The 16319-nt window shown below is 41.9% G+C and carries 16 protein-coding genes and 1 tRNA gene; 6 read left to right on the top strand and 11 right to left on the bottom strand.

The features are described 5' to 3' along the window. Nucleotides 1–30 precede the first annotated feature (30 nt). Genes folK through QZZ54_RS05925 form a run of 3 tightly spaced genes read right to left on the bottom strand, consistent with a single transcriptional unit; the run spans nucleotide 31 to nucleotide 1262 of the window. The gene (gene folK / locus QZZ54_RS05935; protein ID WP_290700208.1) at nucleotides 31–540 is read right to left on the bottom strand and encodes a 2-amino-4-hydroxy-6-hydroxymethyldihydropteridine diphosphokinase; all 510 of its coding nucleotides are present in this window, start codon (nucleotides 538–540) and stop codon (nucleotides 31–33) included. Continuing rightward, a complete protein-coding gene (folB, locus tag QZZ54_RS05930; RefSeq protein ID WP_290700205.1) occupies nucleotides 540–896 on the bottom strand; it encodes a dihydroneopterin aldolase in 357 nt (118 codons plus the stop codon). Before folB ends, folK begins: the two co-directional genes overlap by 1 nt. Before the next feature lie 51 nt (nucleotides 897–947). Continuing rightward, on the bottom strand, nucleotides 948–1262 hold the full coding sequence (locus tag QZZ54_RS05925; protein ID WP_290700203.1) for a hypothetical protein: 315 nt from the start codon (nucleotides 1260–1262) through the stop codon (nucleotides 948–950). Nucleotides 1263–1367: 105 nt separating this feature from the next. On the opposite strand from QZZ54_RS05925, the gene plsY reads away from it, so the two are divergent. Further along, nucleotides 1368–1958, top strand: coding sequence for a glycerol-3-phosphate 1-O-acyltransferase PlsY (gene plsY / locus QZZ54_RS05920; protein WP_290700201.1), 591 nt, complete (start codon nucleotides 1368–1370; stop codon nucleotides 1956–1958). Between the two features lie 12 nt (nucleotides 1959–1970). Here the strand turns inward: plsY and tsaD are convergent, their stop codons facing one another. Continuing rightward, on the bottom strand, nucleotides 1971–3005 hold the full coding sequence (tsaD, locus tag QZZ54_RS05915; RefSeq protein WP_290700198.1) for a tRNA (adenosine(37)-N6)-threonylcarbamoyltransferase complex transferase subunit TsaD: 1035 nt from the start codon (nucleotides 3003–3005) through the stop codon (nucleotides 1971–1973). A 216-nt stretch (nucleotides 3006–3221) separates the two neighbouring features. Between tsaD and rpsU the strand changes: the two genes are divergently transcribed. The 5 genes from rpsU (at nucleotide 3222) to QZZ54_RS05890 (ending at nucleotide 8184) form a co-directional block, all read left to right on the top strand. Beyond that, entirely contained in the window at nucleotides 3222–3437 is a 216-nt protein-coding gene (gene rpsU / locus QZZ54_RS05910; RefSeq protein ID WP_019622914.1) for a 30S ribosomal protein S21, read from the top strand. Nucleotides 3438–3483: 46 nt separating this feature from the next. Continuing rightward, nucleotides 3484–3933 (top strand): GatB/YqeY domain-containing protein, encoded by a 450-nt coding sequence (locus tag QZZ54_RS05905; protein WP_290700185.1) that lies wholly within the window; start codon nucleotides 3484–3486, stop codon nucleotides 3931–3933. A gap of 42 nt (nucleotides 3934–3975) precedes the next feature. Further along, nucleotides 3976–5922, top strand: a complete 1947-nt coding sequence (gene dnaG, locus QZZ54_RS05900) for a DNA primase (protein ID WP_290700182.1) — start codon at nucleotides 3976–3978, stop codon at nucleotides 5920–5922. A 218-nt stretch (nucleotides 5923–6140) separates the two neighbouring features. Continuing rightward, entirely contained in the window at nucleotides 6141–7961 is a 1821-nt protein-coding gene (gene rpoD / locus QZZ54_RS05895) for an RNA polymerase sigma factor RpoD (protein WP_290700179.1), read from the top strand. A 146-nt stretch (nucleotides 7962–8107) separates the two neighbouring features. Further along, nucleotides 8108–8184: transfer RNA gene (locus QZZ54_RS05890), tRNA-Ile, on the top strand. A gap of 546 nt (nucleotides 8185–8730) precedes the next feature. Here QZZ54_RS05890 and QZZ54_RS05885 read toward each other — a convergent pair. The 7 genes from QZZ54_RS05885 to QZZ54_RS05855 all read right to left on the bottom strand — a co-directional run bounded on the left by QZZ54_RS05885 (nucleotide 8731) and on the right by QZZ54_RS05855 (nucleotide 16305). Continuing rightward, nucleotides 8731–10452: a nucleoside-diphosphate sugar epimerase/dehydratase gene (locus QZZ54_RS05885; protein ID WP_290700176.1), complete on the bottom strand. Its 1722-nt coding sequence runs from the start codon at nucleotides 10450–10452 to the stop codon at nucleotides 8731–8733. Nucleotides 10453–10679: 227 nt separating this feature from the next. Then, nucleotides 10680–11228, bottom strand: a complete 549-nt coding sequence (locus QZZ54_RS05880) for a sugar transferase (RefSeq protein WP_290700173.1) — start codon at nucleotides 11226–11228, stop codon at nucleotides 10680–10682. Between the two features lies 1 nt (nucleotide 11229). Next, complete coding sequence (locus QZZ54_RS05875) at nucleotides 11230–12180, bottom strand: SDR family oxidoreductase (RefSeq protein ID WP_290700170.1); 951 nt, start codon at nucleotides 12178–12180, stop codon at nucleotides 11230–11232. After that, nucleotides 12177–12947, bottom strand: a complete 771-nt coding sequence (locus QZZ54_RS05870) for a glycosyltransferase (protein ID WP_290700168.1) — start codon at nucleotides 12945–12947, stop codon at nucleotides 12177–12179. The genes QZZ54_RS05875 and QZZ54_RS05870 overlap by 4 nt, the downstream gene beginning before the upstream one ends. 160 nt (nucleotides 12948–13107) lie before the next feature. After that, nucleotides 13108–13884 carry a glycosyltransferase family 2 protein gene (locus QZZ54_RS05865; RefSeq protein WP_290700165.1) on the bottom strand — a complete coding sequence of 259 codons (777 nt, stop codon included), beginning with the start codon at nucleotides 13882–13884 and terminating at the stop codon, nucleotides 13108–13110. Further along, nucleotides 13881–14891 carry a glycosyltransferase family 2 protein gene (locus QZZ54_RS05860; RefSeq protein WP_290700162.1) on the bottom strand — a complete coding sequence of 337 codons (1011 nt, stop codon included), beginning with the start codon at nucleotides 14889–14891 and terminating at the stop codon, nucleotides 13881–13883. Before QZZ54_RS05860 ends, QZZ54_RS05865 begins: the two co-directional genes overlap by 4 nt. After that, nucleotides 14884–16305, bottom strand: coding sequence for a hypothetical protein (locus tag QZZ54_RS05855; protein ID WP_290700158.1), 1422 nt, complete (start codon nucleotides 16303–16305; stop codon nucleotides 14884–14886). Before QZZ54_RS05855 ends, QZZ54_RS05860 begins: the two co-directional genes overlap by 8 nt. Between the last annotated feature and the right edge of the window lie 14 nt (nucleotides 16306–16319).

The following is a 16319-nucleotide window of genomic DNA, read 5'->3' as shown; positions in this document are numbered from 1 at the left end:
TCCTTTATTCATTCAGGCTGGCATCGTTACTCAGGCAGAAAGATCTTTCTCATGCCAGATAAACGGTACCGGGTGTAATAACTGTTTCTCTTTATCGTAATCCAGCCACAGTTGCTGATAAGTCTCTGCCAGAATCGGATGGCGCTCTTTCGGCGCAAGTTCTGCTAATGGCCACAGAACAAACGCATTCACCGTAATTTCTTCACGAGGGAGAGTAACCCCCTCCACTTCACCAATCAGGGCGTCGTAAGTAAGGATATCAATATCCAGCGTACGACCACTAAACTTAGGCGACGTTCGGCAACGACCATTTTCGTCCTCTATCTGTTTCAACTTCCTACTTAGCTCGCCGACCGACAACTCCGTTTTAAAAGAAGCAACCAAGTTATAGAAACTGTCTCCGTCAAATCCAACGGGCTCACTTTCATAAACTGAAGAAAGCTCCAACTTGTCAAACTGCGCATCCAGCGCATCAAGACAACTTTCAATATAGAATTCACGCTCGGTATTACTACCGATACTGACAAATACCTGAGCCATCAGAAACGTTCTCCCCGTTCAATAATTACACCCACATCTATGGCGGTAGGTACTGCACCGGGCTTACCCAGTTTCAGTTTCAACCAACGCACACCAAATTCGCTCAATACAATCTGCGCAATCTCTTCAGCCATGGTTTCTACCAACATAAACTCACTGGTCTCAATAAAGCTTATGAGTCGATCAGATACCGTTTTATAGTTTAGGGTACTGTCGATATCTTCTGATGCGGCAGCCGCTTGAATATCAGTTGCCATCTGAATATCCAGACATACTGTCTGACGAATCTCTCGTTCCCAGTCGTAGATACCGATAACGGTCTCTACCTTTAAACCCTCAATGTACACAATATCCAAAACAAAACCCTTACAACACTACAATTAATTTCAAACGTCCATTCGCGAGGATCAGAAAACCGTTTTAAGCTCTCTCTGCGAGCGGGTCCAACCCGTTTTAATAATCATCTGACCTGAAACCTGAACCATCATATAGCGGCCATCACGTTGCCAGATAAGCCGGCGTGTTGAGCAATAGTCCCGCTTCAGTTTAATAATACGATTGCAGGTTCTTTTGCTGCTGACCCGCATCACTTCCCTACCCCACTGAGCATAGAGAAGACTGATATTATCACCAGCACCAACTCGACTACCATCATCCATTCTAAAGCCAGCTATACTATTTTCAGCCAGTAATAACAGCATCAAAACTATACATTTATTCATCCCTGAACTCCTTAAACGCACCCAATAGCTTTCATCCTGAGCCTAAGTACGCTATATAAAATGTCTTAGCAATTTAAATACAACTCCATAACCACGGTAAAGAATATGATCGCAGCGGACGCCTTCACAACGCTGACCGTAATGTTAGCGGCATACTTGCTGGGATCCATTCCCACGGCAATTCTAGTTTGCCACTCTATGGGGATAGGCGACCCCCGTCAACAGGGCTCAGGCAACCCTGGTGCAACTAATGTATTACGGATGGGAAACCGACCAGCAGCACTCCTAACGCTCACGGGTGATCTCAGTAAAGGGATGCTGGCAGTATGGATTGCCCAGAGGCTTGATTTGGGGCTATTCAACCAGGCTCTAGTCGGCATCTCGGCATTGATAGGCCATGTGTGGTCAATTTTTCTGCGTTTTGGGGGAGGTAAAGGTGTCGCTACAATGCTAGGTAGCTGTCTGCTTCTTGACTATCGACTGGGCCTTGCGCTCTGCGCTATCTGGCTTTCTCTCCTTGCAGTTCGCAGAACGTCTTCGCTGGCAGCGGTTGGCATGGCATTGGTCAGCCCTATTATCAGCTGGCAATTAACGCCACAAGTTTTGCTTCCGATTATAATAATGAGCTGCCTGCTTCTGGCAACCCATCATCAGAATATTCGAAAGTTATTGAAAGGCAGCGAAAGCCCCCTTTGAGTATAAGAAAGACTATGACCGAGTTATAGGTTCCAGGGTATCCATCGGCCAGCGCGGCTGACATTGAATAGAAAGGTCACTGCTTTGCCCGGCCATCAAGCGTTGACAACCCGCATACGCAATCATCGCACCGTTATCTGTACAGAAACGCGGGCGGGCATAGAATAACTGGGCGCGCTCTTTCTTCACCATTTCTTCCAGTCGATCACGTAAGCGTTGATTCGCACTGACGCCGCCAGCAATGACTAACTGCTTGAAACCGGTTTGCTGTAGTGCACGACGACATTTAATAGCCAGTGTATCAACTACGGCTTCTTCAAACGCCGCAGCAATATCACAACGATCCGTTTCCGAAAGCACCCCATCCACTCTGTACTTGTTCGAAGTATTCAGGGTAAAGGTCTTCAGACCACTGAAACTAAAATCAACACCAGGGCGATCGGTCATTGGCCGCGGAAAACGAAACCGCTTTCGATCGCCCTTTTCCGCAAGACGAGCGACTTCTGGTCCACCGGGATAATCGAGCCCCAGCATTTTCGCCGCTTTATCAAAAGCCTCACCGGCGGCATCGTCCAATGATTCGCCGAGCACAGTATATTCACCAATACCCTCTACCTGAACCAACTGAGTATGACCACCTGACACTAACAACGCGACAAAAGGAAATTCCGGAGGGTGCTCTTCAAGCATCGGAGCTAACAAGTGTCCCTCCATATGATGAACCCCTATGGCAGGAACTCCCCAGGCCAGAGCCATCGCCCTGCCGGTAGAGGCTCCCACCATAAGAGCGCCAATCAAACCAGGGCCAGCAGTATAAGCGACTGCATCTATCTGATCCGCCGTTGTCCCTGAAGATTCCAACACCTCGTTCACCAAGGGTAATAGCTTACGAACATGATCCCGGGAGGCCAGTTCTGGCACTACACCACCATATTCTGCATGGATCGCCACTTGACTATAAAGTGCATCACCCACTAACCCTGCCTCGCTATCATAGATAGCCACACCGGTTTCATCACAGGAGGTTTCGATTCCTAACACACGCATCAGTTACTGCTCTCACTACAAATACAGATAAAAGCCAGCGATTCAAGTCACTGGGTTATTGAAAAGAGCGCCATTATCCTTCAATTTAACAATCATTTCATCGTATTTAGGCTTTACACTGCAGTTCCATAAGAATAAAATACCGGCCCTTATTGGCAGCTGAGTCTAAACTCAGTGGAACAGACATCAAATTTTCTTAGAAGGAAAGGTATTTATATGCCAGCAGTTAAAGTTAAAGAAAACGAGCCATTTGACGTAGCTCTTCGTCGTTTCAAGCGCTCTTGCGAAAAAGCCGGTGTTCTGGCTGAAGTACGTCGTCGTGAATTCTACGAGAAGCCGACCTCTATCCGTAAGCGCAAGGCTGCTGCAGCTGTTAAGCGTCACCTGAAGAAAGTTCAGCGTGAAAACCAGCGTCGCGTTCGTCTGTACTAAGATCTTCACCACGCATTAAACAGCAATACACTGCCAGGAGATCGGAATGTCTGAACTGAAGCAACGCGTCAGTGATGAGATGAAAGTAGCAATGCGCGCTAAAGATAAGCCGCGCTTAGCAACTATCCGAATGATTCTGTCAGAGCTTAAACGCATCGAAATTGATGAACGTATTGAACTGGATGATGCGCGAGTTCTCGCAACGCTGGATAAAATGCAAAAACAGCGACGCGATTCGATCGAGCAGTTTAGCGCTGCCGGTCGTGATGATCTGGCCGATATTGAGCAACAGGAACTTCTTGTCATCAAGGAGTTCCTGCCTCAACAGCTAACAGAAGCCGAACTTACCGCTATTGTTAATACCGCCGTAACCGACTCTGGTGCACAAGGTATGCAAGACATGGGCAAAGTAATGGCACTGGTCAAACCTCAGGTACAAGGCCGCGCCGACATGGGTGCTATCAGCCAACTCGTCAAAAACTGCCTAAATAGTTAAAATAACTGCTGGACCCTCATAATCAGCAGGTAGCTATTCATTATGGCCGGACGTATTCCGCAAGCCTTTATCGATGATATTCTCGCACGCGTCAATGTTCTTGATATTGTTGAGGCACGAGTGAAGCTCAAGCGGACTGGTAAAAACTATTCCGGTCTTTGTCCGTTCCACAAAGAAAAATCCCCCTCTTTTACCGTTAATAATGAAAAACAGTTTTATTACTGCTTTGGCTGTGGTGCTGGAGGTAATTCGCTTGGCTTTTTGATGGAACATGACCGCCTCAGCTTTCCCGAGGCCGTTGAAGAGTTAGCCAAATTAGCTGGCGTCGAGTTACCTAAAACCCAGGGACCTGTTGATCATCAGCGTGAGCAGCGCATCAAGGATATCTACGCAATTCTTGAAGAAGCCTCTGAATATTATCAACAGCAGTTACGTGAGCACTCCACTAAAGAGACCGCGGTCAACTACCTGAAAAATCGAGGCCTTACCGGCCAGTTCGCCGCACGATTTGGTATCGGTTACGCTCCTCCCGGCTGGGATAATCTGTTAAAAAAACTCGCCAGCGATAAAGACACAAAGCTGCGCTTAGAGTTGGCCGGCATGCTCATTAACAAAGAGGATTCGGAGCGCTATTACGATCGGTTCAGGGAGCGCATCATGTTCCCTATCCGAGACATGCGCGGGCGTGTTATCGCCTTTGGCGGCAGAGTACTAGGCGACGAAAAACCAAAATACCTAAATTCACCCGAAACAGACACCTTCCATAAAAGCCGAGAACTCTATGGCTTGTATGAAGCACGCAAATTCAACCAAAGCCTTACCCGACTGATTATTGTTGAAGGCTACATGGATGTCGTTGGACTCGCTCAGTACGGCATTGGCTATGCTGTCGCAACACTTGGCACAGCGACAACAGCCCAGCATCTGGAACGACTATTAAAAATGGTACCAGAGGTAATTTTCTGCTTTGACGGCGACCAAGCCGGTCGCAAAGCCGCTAAGCGGGCGCTGGACACCACCATGCCGGTAATTACTGACGGCAAACAAGCTAGATTCCTCTTCCTCCCGGACGGTGAAGACCCGGATAGCCTGGTCAGACAAGAGGGCTGCGAAAAATTCGAGCAGCGCATCACGGAAGCACTACCACTATCCGACTTCTTCTTTAAAAGCCTTGAAGAGGGAGCTGACATGAGCTCACTGGACGGCCGCGCCAGATTCAGTAATGAAGCACTCCCACTGATTGATCAGATGCAGCCAGGCATACTAAAGCAGATGATGCAGGAAAAAATTGCTGAACTTACCGGACTCAGCCTGGAACAACTGATCAGCGTTAACAATCTGCAGGAAGCGACCAGCCCTCCGACTATTGCAGAGCATAACTACTACCCTGAAGAGCCCGCATACCAAGAAGATGGTTACTTCGATTATCAGGCTGAACAAACCCATCAGGATTACGGCAACAGCAAACAGAAAAATAGCTTTAACAAAAGTGATCGCAAATTCGGTAAGGGCAATAAAAAATCCCGCCCCGCCCCACCCGGCGGCTCCGCCGTGCATTTCAACCCAAGCACCAAAGCTGTTTCCATATTACTTCACCTGCCGACTCTGGCTCCCCATTGCGGTGATCTTGAAACACTATCAGGCTCTGACGATGATGCTGAACAGCTTCTCTACCAGCTGAGCCGCTATCTGCAGGATAACCCTGGCGTATCCCCAGGTATCCTAGCCGTGGATTGGCAGGATAACGAACAATTAAGACCGCTGATTCACCAACTCAACGAGATCGCTCACCAAGCCCCCATTATCGATTCAAGCAACGCACAACAAGTCTTAACTGACTGCCTGAACCGACTACAGGAACGCCACCTTGACAGAAGAATCCTGCTACTCAAATCCCAACCGCACCTCAATGCTGAAGACAAACAACAGCTAAATAAACTAATCATGCAGCAAGCCAGCAGCCGATTAAGAAAAACGCCTGAAAAATAACCAGCTTACCATTGAAATTTCTTAATTCACCCCCACTTACTCAGCTACAGAGCAGGCTAAAACGGTATTTTCATATTTCTTTCCCAGTACATTGAAATATAGTCTATTTTTATAGATGAAATATCGGTATAAGGACCTGCAGTCTGTAGAATTCAGTACCCACAATCGCTATAATGTCGGGCTAATTTTTCCACTTTCGTCATCATTGAAGGGCAACTATGTCAGATACCTCCCAGCAGCAGTCACGCCTCAAGGAACTGATCGCACGGGGTAAGGAGCAAGGCTACCTTACTTATGCTGAAGTTAATGACCATCTGCCACAAGATATTGCCGATCCGGATCAAGTCGAAGACATCATTCGTATGATCAACGATATGGGCATTTCGGTCACCGAAGTTGCCCCTGATGCAGAAACCCTGCTGATGACAGAAGGCGACTCTGCAGAAGTTGAAGCCGATGAAGAGGCCGTTGCCGCACTGGCTGCTGTCGAATCAGACGCCGGACGAACGACAGACCCTGTCCGCATGTATATGCGTGAAATGGGTACTGTTGAGCTTCTGACACGCCAGGGTGAAATCGAAATCGCTAAGCGAATCGAAGAAGGTCTGCGCGAAGTCATGTCTGGCTTAGCCGCTTTCCCAGGATCTGTAGAAGCGATTCTTACAGCCTACGACGTAACCATCGAGGAAGAAGGTCGCCTGAGCGATATTTTCAGCGGTTATATCGACCCTTCTGACGGCACAGAGATTCCATCAGCCGCTGCACAAGCAGAAGCTGCTGCAGCTAAGGCCGAAAGCGATGACGATGAAGAAGAGAAAGAGCGCGGTCCTGATCCAGAGGAAGCCAAGCGCCGCTTTGAACTTATCCGTAACGCCTATAAGATATACCTGAAAGCTGTTGAGAAAGACGGTCGCAGTAGTAAAACTGCAGCTAAAGCCTTCGTTGAGCTTGCAGAAGTATTTTCACCGATTAAATTGGCTCCACGCTATTACGACATGCTGGTTACCAATGTTCGCAGCTCAATTGAAAACATCCGTAAGCAAGAGCGGATGATCATGCAGATCTGTACTCAACGCGCCAAGATGCCGCGTCGTCAGTTCATCAAAGAGTTCCCGGGCAACGAAACCAACAGTGAATGGCTCGATGCACTGATCAACTCTGATTCCGAGTATGCGCGCATACTTAAGCGCCACGAAATCGAACTTCGCAGAGCTCAGAAAAAGCTGGTTCAGTCGGAACATGATATCCACCTGACTCTGAACGAGATAAAAGAAGTTAACCGTCGCATGTCGATCGGTGAAGCTCGTGCTCGCCGCGCTAAGAAAGAGATGGTTGAAGCCAACCTGCGTCTGGTTATCTCTATCGCTAAGAAGTACACCAACCGAGGCTTGCAATTCCTTGATCTAATTCAAGAAGGCAACATCGGTCTGATGAAAGCGGTGGATAAGTTTGAATACCGTCGCGGTTATAAGTTCTCCACCTATGCAACCTGGTGGATTCGTCAGGCGATCACTCGTTCAATTGCCGACCAGGCACGTACTATCCGTATTCCAGTACATATGATCGAGACGATCAATAAGCTGAACCGAATCTCTCGTCAAATGCTTCAGGAGATGGGCCGTGAGCCGTCTCCAGAAGAGTTGGCAGAGCGCATGGACATGCCTGAAGATAAGATTCGCAAGGTACTGAAGATCGCTAAAGAACCGATCTCTATGGAAACACCCATCGGTGACGATGAAGACTCCAGCCTGGGCGATTTTATCGAAGATATTACTATCGACTCCCCAGTTGACTCTGCGACAGGTGAAGGCCTGCGTGAAGCGACTAAGGAAGTACTGGCAGGATTGACAGCTCGTGAAGCTAAAGTTTTGCGTATGCGGTTCGGTATTAACATGAACACTGACCACACCTTGGAAGAAGTTGGTAAACAGTTCGATGTAACCCGTGAGCGTATTCGTCAGATCGAAGCCAAGGCACTCCGCAAGCTTCGTCACCCAAGCCGTTCAGACCATTTGCGCAGCTTCTTAGACGAACATTAAAATCTTTTAAATCAGACCGTTGCGCCCATAATATCCTGTGGTATTATGGGCGTCCTCTCCAAGAGAGTGGCTTCTTTCCTCGGTAAAAAAGCAAAGCGAACAAGCTTTGATATTTATACTGACACCGTAGAAGTCATATCACATGGGGGCCTTTAGCTCAGTTGGTTAGAGCATCCGACTCATAATCGGCAGGTCGCAGGTTCAAGTCCCGCAAGGCCCACCACCCCTTCAGATCAAACAAGATTCACCTGCAATAGAAATAGACCTGTCACAGGCTCAAGTCTCGCAAGGCCCACCACCTTTATACAAATGCATCCGACTCACTCTTTATATGAACTGAGCAGGTCGCAGGTTCAAGTCCCACCACCCCTCTAAATCAAACAAGACTCACCTGCAATAGGGATAGACCTGTCACAGACTCAAGTCTCGCAAGGCCCACACCTTTATACAAATGCATCCGACTCATTCTCTATAAGAGCTAAGCGGGCCGCAGGTTCAAGCCCCCAAGCCACACCCTTATAAAAATATATCCAACTCATTCTCTATGAGAACTGAGCAGGACGCAGGTTCAATACCCGCAAGACTCCCCCTGTACAAGTACCTATTCTAAAAGCGTTCTCTTTCTCAATTAGCAGGAGAAAAGGCTTAGCTATAGTGACGGAACGGGCTCTAATTTAAATACCCATCAAACTTTAACTAGAAGCATTTTATGAATCAGTAACACCAAGGAAAACCCTACAGCCTGGCAATGAACCAAAAGAAGCGGCAGCTAAGAAATAGAAGAAGATGACTGCTGATACATGGGATCTTTGATTTCATGCTGCGGGTTATAGCCATTAACTGTCTCAAGAAGTATTGATCTAACCTTCTCATAATCAAAGTTATTCAGGGCACACTCCATCTGCTCGATAATTAATTTTAGCAGAACCCAGTCAACCATCACTTCTTCAGCACACATAATCATAGGGTGATCAGTTTTCTGAACATTGTCACCTATGAGCAACTCTTCGTAGAGCTTCTCACCATCACGTATACCTGTGTAAATAATCTCAATATCACCATCTGGATAATTGACATCACGCACTGACAGACCGGTCAGATTAATCATCTGCCTGGCAAGGTTTTTTATTTTAACCGGCTCCCCCATATCCAAAACAAACACATCACCAGAACACCCCATTGATCCAGCCTGTATAACAAGAGAAGAAGCTTCAGGAATCGTCATGAAATACCGGGTTATTTCAGGATCAGTAACCGTAACAGGCCCCCCTTCACTTATTTGTTGACGGAACAGTGGAATTACGGATCCAGAAGACCCCAGCACATTACCAAAGCGAACCATCGCGAAGCGGATATCACTGTCCTGTTCACGCTTGCTTAATGCTTGCAAAACAAGCTCAGCAAAACGCTTACTTGCACCCATAACATTGGTTGGTCGTACCGCTTTATCCGTGGATATCAGCACAAAGTTTTTAACCTGACACTTAATTGCTGCTTCTGCTGCATTCCAAGTCCCTACAAGGTTATTGCGCACTCCAGCAATCATATTACTCTCTACTAAAGGTACATGCTTATATGCGGCCGCATGGTAAACAGTATCAATACTATACTGCTGCATTACCTTAATCAGATGAGCTAAATCAAGAACAGAGCCGAGCACAGGAATAACGCGGACACCAGACCCAGCAAGCTTAGTTATTTCTCGCTCTATACTATATAGACCAAACTCGGATTGTTCGAAAAACACAAGACAGCGAGGTTTCTGCTTAATAATCTGACGACAGAGCTCAGAACCGATAGACCCACCTGCTCCTGTAACCAACACTGCCTGATCATGAATACAGGCATCAAGCAATGCTTTATCGGGTTGAACCTCTTCACGCCCAAGCAGATCGGCAATATCAACCTCACGAACATCACTCATACTGATCTTACCACCAGCAATATCAGATAAGGCTGGAAGTGTCAGAGCTCGTATATGGAGCTCATTAAGCGAATCAATAACTTCTTTTCGTCTACGCCTTGAAGAAGAAGGGATAGCCAACAAAACAGAATCAATATCAAAGCGCTCGACTAACGCAGGAATATCTACAGACTTATAAATTCGAACCCCGTTAATGTCCATTCCTGAGAGAGAGTTGTCATCGTCTATAAACGCAATAGCAGAAAACTCGTTGGAATGATAAAGCGCTGTTGCCAGCTGACGCCCCGCAGAGCCAGCACCATAAATAAGCACACGCTCAGTAGAGAGTTTTGCGTTACCTTCACCACCAGGAAATTGATGCAATATAAGCCAGCGCGCAATCATACGACTACCACCGATGACTAAAATAGAGACAATCCAGAAAATCAAAATAACCGAGCGAGGGGTATTATACTCAAGCCCCAGCAAGTAAGTAGCTACAGCCCAAATTAATAAGGATAGAGTCACCGCCTTTACAACAGTCCAAAGTGCACGATAACCTATGTATCGTATAACCGCCCTATACATTCCCATCCTAATAAAAATAGGAATGAAGATAATAGGGGCAAGTATATATGCAGGCCAATGAACAAAATTATTAGCTGTCCAATCACCATAACGAAGCGCATAACTGAGCCAGCAGCATATCGGCAATAAAACCAGATCCAATAAGACAAATATGGTTTTTTTAAGCTTACGCTTAGAATCAAGCAACTTCTGAAGCAAAGTTAAACCCCAATCTATAAACTAGAAAATCACTGAATTCTATCGCCAGAACCATGTCCTAGCACTGTCAGGAACAGATACCTAAAATAATCCTTTAACGACATAGACACTATCATTTTTTTGTCAAATTTTGCTAACAACTCAGGAGTCGACATATCAATTTTATTAACCTGAGCCATTCCAGTAATACCTGGACGAGCGTCATAAACACCTAATTTATCCCGCTCGATGATCAACTCTTTCTGAGTAAGCAATCCCGGGCGCGGGCCCACCAAGCTCATCTCACCTTTCAAAACATTCCATAGTTGCGGAAGCTCATCCAACTTCGTTCGACGAAGAAAGTTTCCAAACTTGGTAATTGAGGAACGACTAGCCAAATGCGTTGCAACAGATACAGTATTCAACTTCATGGTCCGGAACTTAATTAAGACAAAAGGCTTTTGAAAGCGCCCCAGTCTTTCTTGACGAAAAAGAGGAGAACCAGTATCAAACAAACCAATAATATAAATAAGCAATAACACAGGGAAACCGAAAAAAAGTCCCAGTAATGCAAAAAAAACATCTAGCATACGTAGCATATTACTCTTCACCCTTTAAAAAATAGTCAGCTGTCGCCTTAATTCCTTGTTCGACCGAGAATGGCGGTTGCCAATTTAATAATTCTTGCGACTTACTGCCATCAAGTTGTAACGACCCTACCAAACGGTCGATATAGGCACCTTTACCTGTAACAAAACCTGCAACACGAAATACAAAAATAGGAACGGGTATCAATCGAATAGGTCTATCCATACTTTTACGTAATAAAATTAACAACTCTGCAAGCGACAAATCCCTTCGATCTGAAAGCAAAAACGTTTGATTTGCCGCAGCTGGATGATCAATACACGTTAAAATAAAATCAACCAAATTGCCTACGTAAATCATACTTCGAAAGTTATGCACAGCGCCAAAAGGCAACGGAAAACCCGTATTTGCTAATTTCAATAAGTTATAAAAATTCGCCTTTACTCCCGGACCATAAACAAGTGGAGGTCGTAGTATAACGACTTCCATGCCTGTATCACGTGATATTTTGCGCAAACCATCTTCGGCCTCCTTTTTAGAAATAGAATATGGGTCTTCTGGCGCGAGAGCAGAGTACTCAGTGAAGGCTGGTAAATAACTAGTAGATTCACCATTAACTTTTATTGAGCTAATGAATATAAAACGCTTAATACCTGAAGCTGCAGCTTGTTGGGCTAAAAATAGGGTTCCGTAAACATTCACTTTACGAAATTCATCAAGAGGATTGATACTGCTTTCGTTCATTACATGAACACGGGCAGCACAATGAATAGCGACATCACATTTATGAGCATCTAGATTGAACTGAGATTCTGAAGAAAGATTTTCTGTATAAATATAATCATGACTCTTTTGTTTATTTTTGTCGCGACCAATTGTAATTAATTCAGCACCTCTATTAACCAATTCAGATAGTAGGGCGCTACCTAGAAAACCCGTAGATCCAGTTAACAAAATTTTCATTTCATTATTCCAAATGTACTTTTAAACAAGAATCTAAAAAGACTAGAAAAATACCATCTAAAATGCTTTGAAAAAATATTTCGATTTTTATAGCCACCTTGATGAGTAGCTATAATATCTCTCAAATAAACAACATCCTGAAAAAATACTCTCTTAGCTCTATAACAGATATCTACATCTTCGAAATACATGAAATATTTTTCATCGAACCCACCTAATTTCTCATAAAGACCAGCATCAAAAACTAAGAATGAACCTGCAGCCCAATCGACTATTGAACCATCTTCCAAATCAGCTTTATCGTACGGATCAGTGAAAGACTTACCTTTTAAAACATTAAAAAAGGAAAGAAATGTTGGGAACTTTCTGATCGAATATTCCATAATGGAAAATTCATCATCAAAGAAAAGATTAATTGAGTAGATTTGACTAGATTGGCCACTAATGCGAGAAAACAGATCATTAATCATTTTTGCAGATATATTTAGATCAGGATTACATACAACAAAGCAATCATTATCACTCATACCAAGATCACGAGAAACTTTAAAATTAATATTATTATTAGAACCAAATCCCAAGCACAAATCAGAAGAATTGTATTCAAAATTATTGGATGAACAATATTTACTCAACCTCTGACTTGATAGATTATCCCGAATAATGACAGTCACATTAGAAAGAGAGTTAATTTCTTTCAGATTCAAATTATCAATTATATCATCATCATTCCCATGAGAAACAATAGAGATGTACATATGATCCATTATCGTAAACCTTAATAAAAAGCACCAACAGAAACACTAGTATTTATATATAAAAACCGCTTCAATCATCACATGATTACTTAAACATATGGATAATCAAACTGTGTTAAGAAAAATATAACTCGAAAACTCTCTAAACAATTCTCAAGTCTTTAAATTTTCAATCTTTAAGAATAGACTTGATTTTATGTATAATATAATACACTGGCAACAATAACTTCACTGATAAAAATTTATTTGCTAAAGACAAAAACATTACTAACTCCATACTTCTCATAGCAGAACGATTTGAGGAAAGCCCATCCCCTTCATTAGCCACATGTCCGAGTATGGTCAATTTTTCTTTTAATTGATAGATATTGATTTTAGGCTTTAACATAATCGAAGTCCAAAGCTCAAGGTCTTCCATATGAGTCATTGATTCATTAAACCGATAATCAGTATTATTCTTTACAATAACACAAGGAGTGCAAATTAAATTCTTAACCAGATTCACAAAAGGGAAAAACATATTTAACTTAACAAATGATAGAGCAGAAGCCTTATTTACCACTGAACTTTCATGACTAAATGAATGGAATAGAAAATCAATTGAATTATTGGCTAGCAGCGGTTCAATTATAGCTAATTTATTCTCATGAAATCGGTCATCCGAGTCGAGAAAGGCAATATAGTCTCCTGAACTAAGGCTAACCCCCAAATTTCGAGACTTAGATACACCCTGATTAAGAGAGTTTTTTACTACCTTGAAAGTAAACTCACCAGAATAATTTGAAATAAACAATTCAACTAGTTTAAAAGAACAATCATCACTGGCATCATCAATTACTATTATCTCAACATCAAATCCATGTTTTATTTGATTTACAACACTATCTAATGCTCGAACAATAGATTTTTCTGAATTATACAGAGGGATAATTATAGAAATTTTCATTTGAACAACCGAACAAATCTTGATAATAATTTATTATAATTGAAAACCTTAAATAAAATAGCGGCAAAGACACATAAAAAATTCTTAAAACTATCAAAAGACTGTTTCATAACAACGAAGTCAATGTCAATGTTATTAGAAGTTACAATACCATTTATGATACTATTCCTTTCAATCACGACATGATCTTTAAACTTCAAAAAACAATAATTGTCATGTAATCGTTTACTAACTTTCTTGTTAACATCAGTTCTAGAAATATAGTCATCCATCACCAAAAAAAAGTCCTTAGAAGAAACTCTTGTTTTTAAACGCCTAAATGAGAAACTATTTTTTGAAAGTCGATACTTAATGAGATGTTTTGTAATTACACCAATGGAATTTAATTCTGCAAAACGAAGCCAAATATCAACATCAGCGGCTGTCTTATAATTACGACCATCCCATTGCCCAATAACATCCGTATATACTTTTGTTTTAGCCATAGCCGTTGGGCAAATTAAAAAATTATCATTTTTCAAATTTGAGAAAATCAGTTCGATAAAAGACAGCTTAAAAAACCCATCAGTATGCATAAACTCTTTTGGAATCTTAATATTCCCAGTTACCCTTCCGCTTCCATCAATAACACACCCTCCAGTAAATACAGCACTGATATCGTGTTCCAAAAGAGCCAATACTTCCTCTTCTACTATAGTTGGCATATAAACATCGTCACTATGATAGATAGCAGAGAAATCACCTTTCATATGTTCAATACATTTAGAGAAGTTTGCTTCACCTCCTATATTTTTTTCATTATAGAAGACCTCAATATTAGTATATTTTTCCTCATATTTTCGTAGTATACAGACACTTTTATCAGTAGATGCATTATCAAATACTTGAATAATAATATTCTTATAAGTTTGATTTACAAGACTATCCAAAGTCTGTGATAAAGTAGTTTCGTTGTTGTAATTTGGGATACAAATACAAACTAGTGGAGCTTCAATCAAACTATCCATTTCTCTTTATCCAGACATATAGCATTAATAAAAAATACAATCCAAATACAAACAAAACACTCATCAAGTAAAAGACATCTCCAGAAAAATCATATAAAGCTAAAGACAAAGAAAATGGCATAGAAAAAACAATAGCATAGAAAAAACTACTAATTTTTATACAAACTTTCACTATTTTATTCATACGAAACAACATTACTATAAAAGCAAGAGCGCTAGCAAAAAGCAAAGACGAAGGTACATATAATTCATAATTACCGGAATCAACAGAAATAATTAAGAAAACAACTGCGGTAATACCGCCCGTGACATGTGAATAAATTAACTCTTTAGTTTTTAATTTTGCATGAGCAATATTGGCTAATATATTTGATGACATTGTAAAGAAAGCAATCCAAGCTCCAAATATTGTATATACATAGGAGCCAACGTATTTTTCATCAACAAGAATAGCAACTAAAAACAAAGCTTGAAATGATAAAAATATAGCCAGGAAAAAGTAAATAGGGACTATCAAGTTAATCACCTTCGATATCATAACTGAAAACTCAAGATCATTATCCATACTTTTATAAATTTTCGGATATAGATATTGCATGGTTAAAGATTCAAAAGAAGAAGAAACAGCCATAGCAACAACTAACCCTACACCCAAAAAACCGAGAAATTCAGATCCCAAATATTTCTCAACTAAAATTCCATATGATTGGGTTTGAAGCCAAAAAAACAATACGCCTATTGAAAGAGGAAATGAGAATTTATAAATATAAGAAAAACTGGAAAGATTAATCATTTTAACAGCATTAGCAAAAGAAAAGTTATACTGTACTTTCTTAACGAAATATACATAAGAACCAATAGCAGATATTCCAAAGGCAATGCCTTGGCCTAAAAACCAATAAACAGCTTTAGCCTCAAATACAATAACAAGTGCATAAGCAATAATTAAATAGAGCAATTGGGAAATTAAAGTAAACAAAACAAATGGAAGCCGTTTTCCGAGCATATTAAGCATAGGAATCAAAGTTTGATTGCATGAATTAAAATAAACAAACACTGCAACACAAATTGACATATGAAATAAATCGAAACCTCTACCAACGCCAAGATAAAACAAAAGCCAAACAACTAACACTGAAAAAAAAGAAATAAACAACAAATAAATATTATATAAAAAGAGAACATTCAACAACTTCGATTCATCAAACCACCGATGAGTTTTTCTATTAATATACTGCCCTATGGGATTAACAAGGAAAAGCCCAAAAAAACCTGTTACACTTGTTATTAAATAAAAATTACCCATCTCAGCTGCATCTAGCAGTTGCGTTGCAACTTTTATGATAGCAAGTGCAATAACAACCTGAAAAACTCGGCCTATTGCTAAAACCTTCAACTCAGTATTAATTATCATTATCACCTAGGACT

This window comes from Amphritea sp., from assembly GCF_016744155.1.
Lineage (GTDB): Bacteria > Pseudomonadota > Gammaproteobacteria > Pseudomonadales > Balneatricaceae > Amphritea.
Note: the sequence above shows the minus strand (reverse complement) of the source record. Positions and strands in the feature narration are given on the sequence as shown.

What these genes read in the sequence shown, in the direction of transcription:
- folK (WP_290700208.1), bottom strand. Translation starts at nt 540, where the DNA reads ATGGCTCAGGTATTTGTCAGTATCGGTAGTAATACCGAGCGTGAATTC.
- QZZ54_RS05925 (WP_290700203.1), bottom strand. Translation starts at nt 1,262, where the DNA reads ATGAATAAATGTATAGTTTTGATGCTGTTATTACTGGCTGAAAATAGT.
- plsY (WP_290700201.1), top strand. Translation starts at nt 1,368, where the DNA reads ATGATCGCAGCGGACGCCTTCACAACGCTGACCGTAATGTTAGCGGCA.
- tsaD (WP_290700198.1), bottom strand. Translation starts at nt 3,005, where the DNA reads ATGCGTGTGTTAGGAATCGAAACCTCCTGTGATGAAACCGGTGTGGCT.
- rpsU (WP_019622914.1), top strand. Translation starts at nt 3,222, where the DNA reads ATGCCAGCAGTTAAAGTTAAAGAAAACGAGCCATTTGACGTAGCTCTT.
- QZZ54_RS05905 (WP_290700185.1), top strand. Translation starts at nt 3,484, where the DNA reads ATGTCTGAACTGAAGCAACGCGTCAGTGATGAGATGAAAGTAGCAATG.
- dnaG (WP_290700182.1), top strand. Translation starts at nt 3,976, where the DNA reads ATGGCCGGACGTATTCCGCAAGCCTTTATCGATGATATTCTCGCACGC.
- rpoD (WP_290700179.1), top strand. Translation starts at nt 6,141, where the DNA reads ATGTCAGATACCTCCCAGCAGCAGTCACGCCTCAAGGAACTGATCGCA.
- QZZ54_RS05885 (WP_290700176.1), bottom strand. Translation starts at nt 10,452, where the DNA reads ATGTATAGGGCGGTTATACGATACATAGGTTATCGTGCACTTTGGACT.
- QZZ54_RS05880 (WP_290700173.1), bottom strand. Translation starts at nt 11,228, where the DNA reads ATGCTACGTATGCTAGATGTTTTTTTTGCATTACTGGGACTTTTTTTC.
- QZZ54_RS05875 (WP_290700170.1), bottom strand. Translation starts at nt 12,180, where the DNA reads ATGAAAATTTTGTTAACTGGATCTACGGGTTTTCTAGGTAGCGCCCTA.
- QZZ54_RS05870 (WP_290700168.1), bottom strand. Translation starts at nt 12,947, where the DNA reads ATGGATCATATGTACATCTCTATTGTTTCTCATGGGAATGATGATGAT.
- QZZ54_RS05865 (WP_290700165.1), bottom strand. Translation starts at nt 13,884, where the DNA reads ATGAAAATTTCTATAATTATCCCTCTGTATAATTCAGAAAAATCTATT.
- QZZ54_RS05860 (WP_290700162.1), bottom strand. Translation starts at nt 14,891, where the DNA reads ATGGATAGTTTGATTGAAGCTCCACTAGTTTGTATTTGTATCCCAAAT.
- QZZ54_RS05855 (WP_290700158.1), bottom strand. Translation starts at nt 16,305, where the DNA reads ATGATAATTAATACTGAGTTGAAGGTTTTAGCAATAGGCCGAGTTTTT.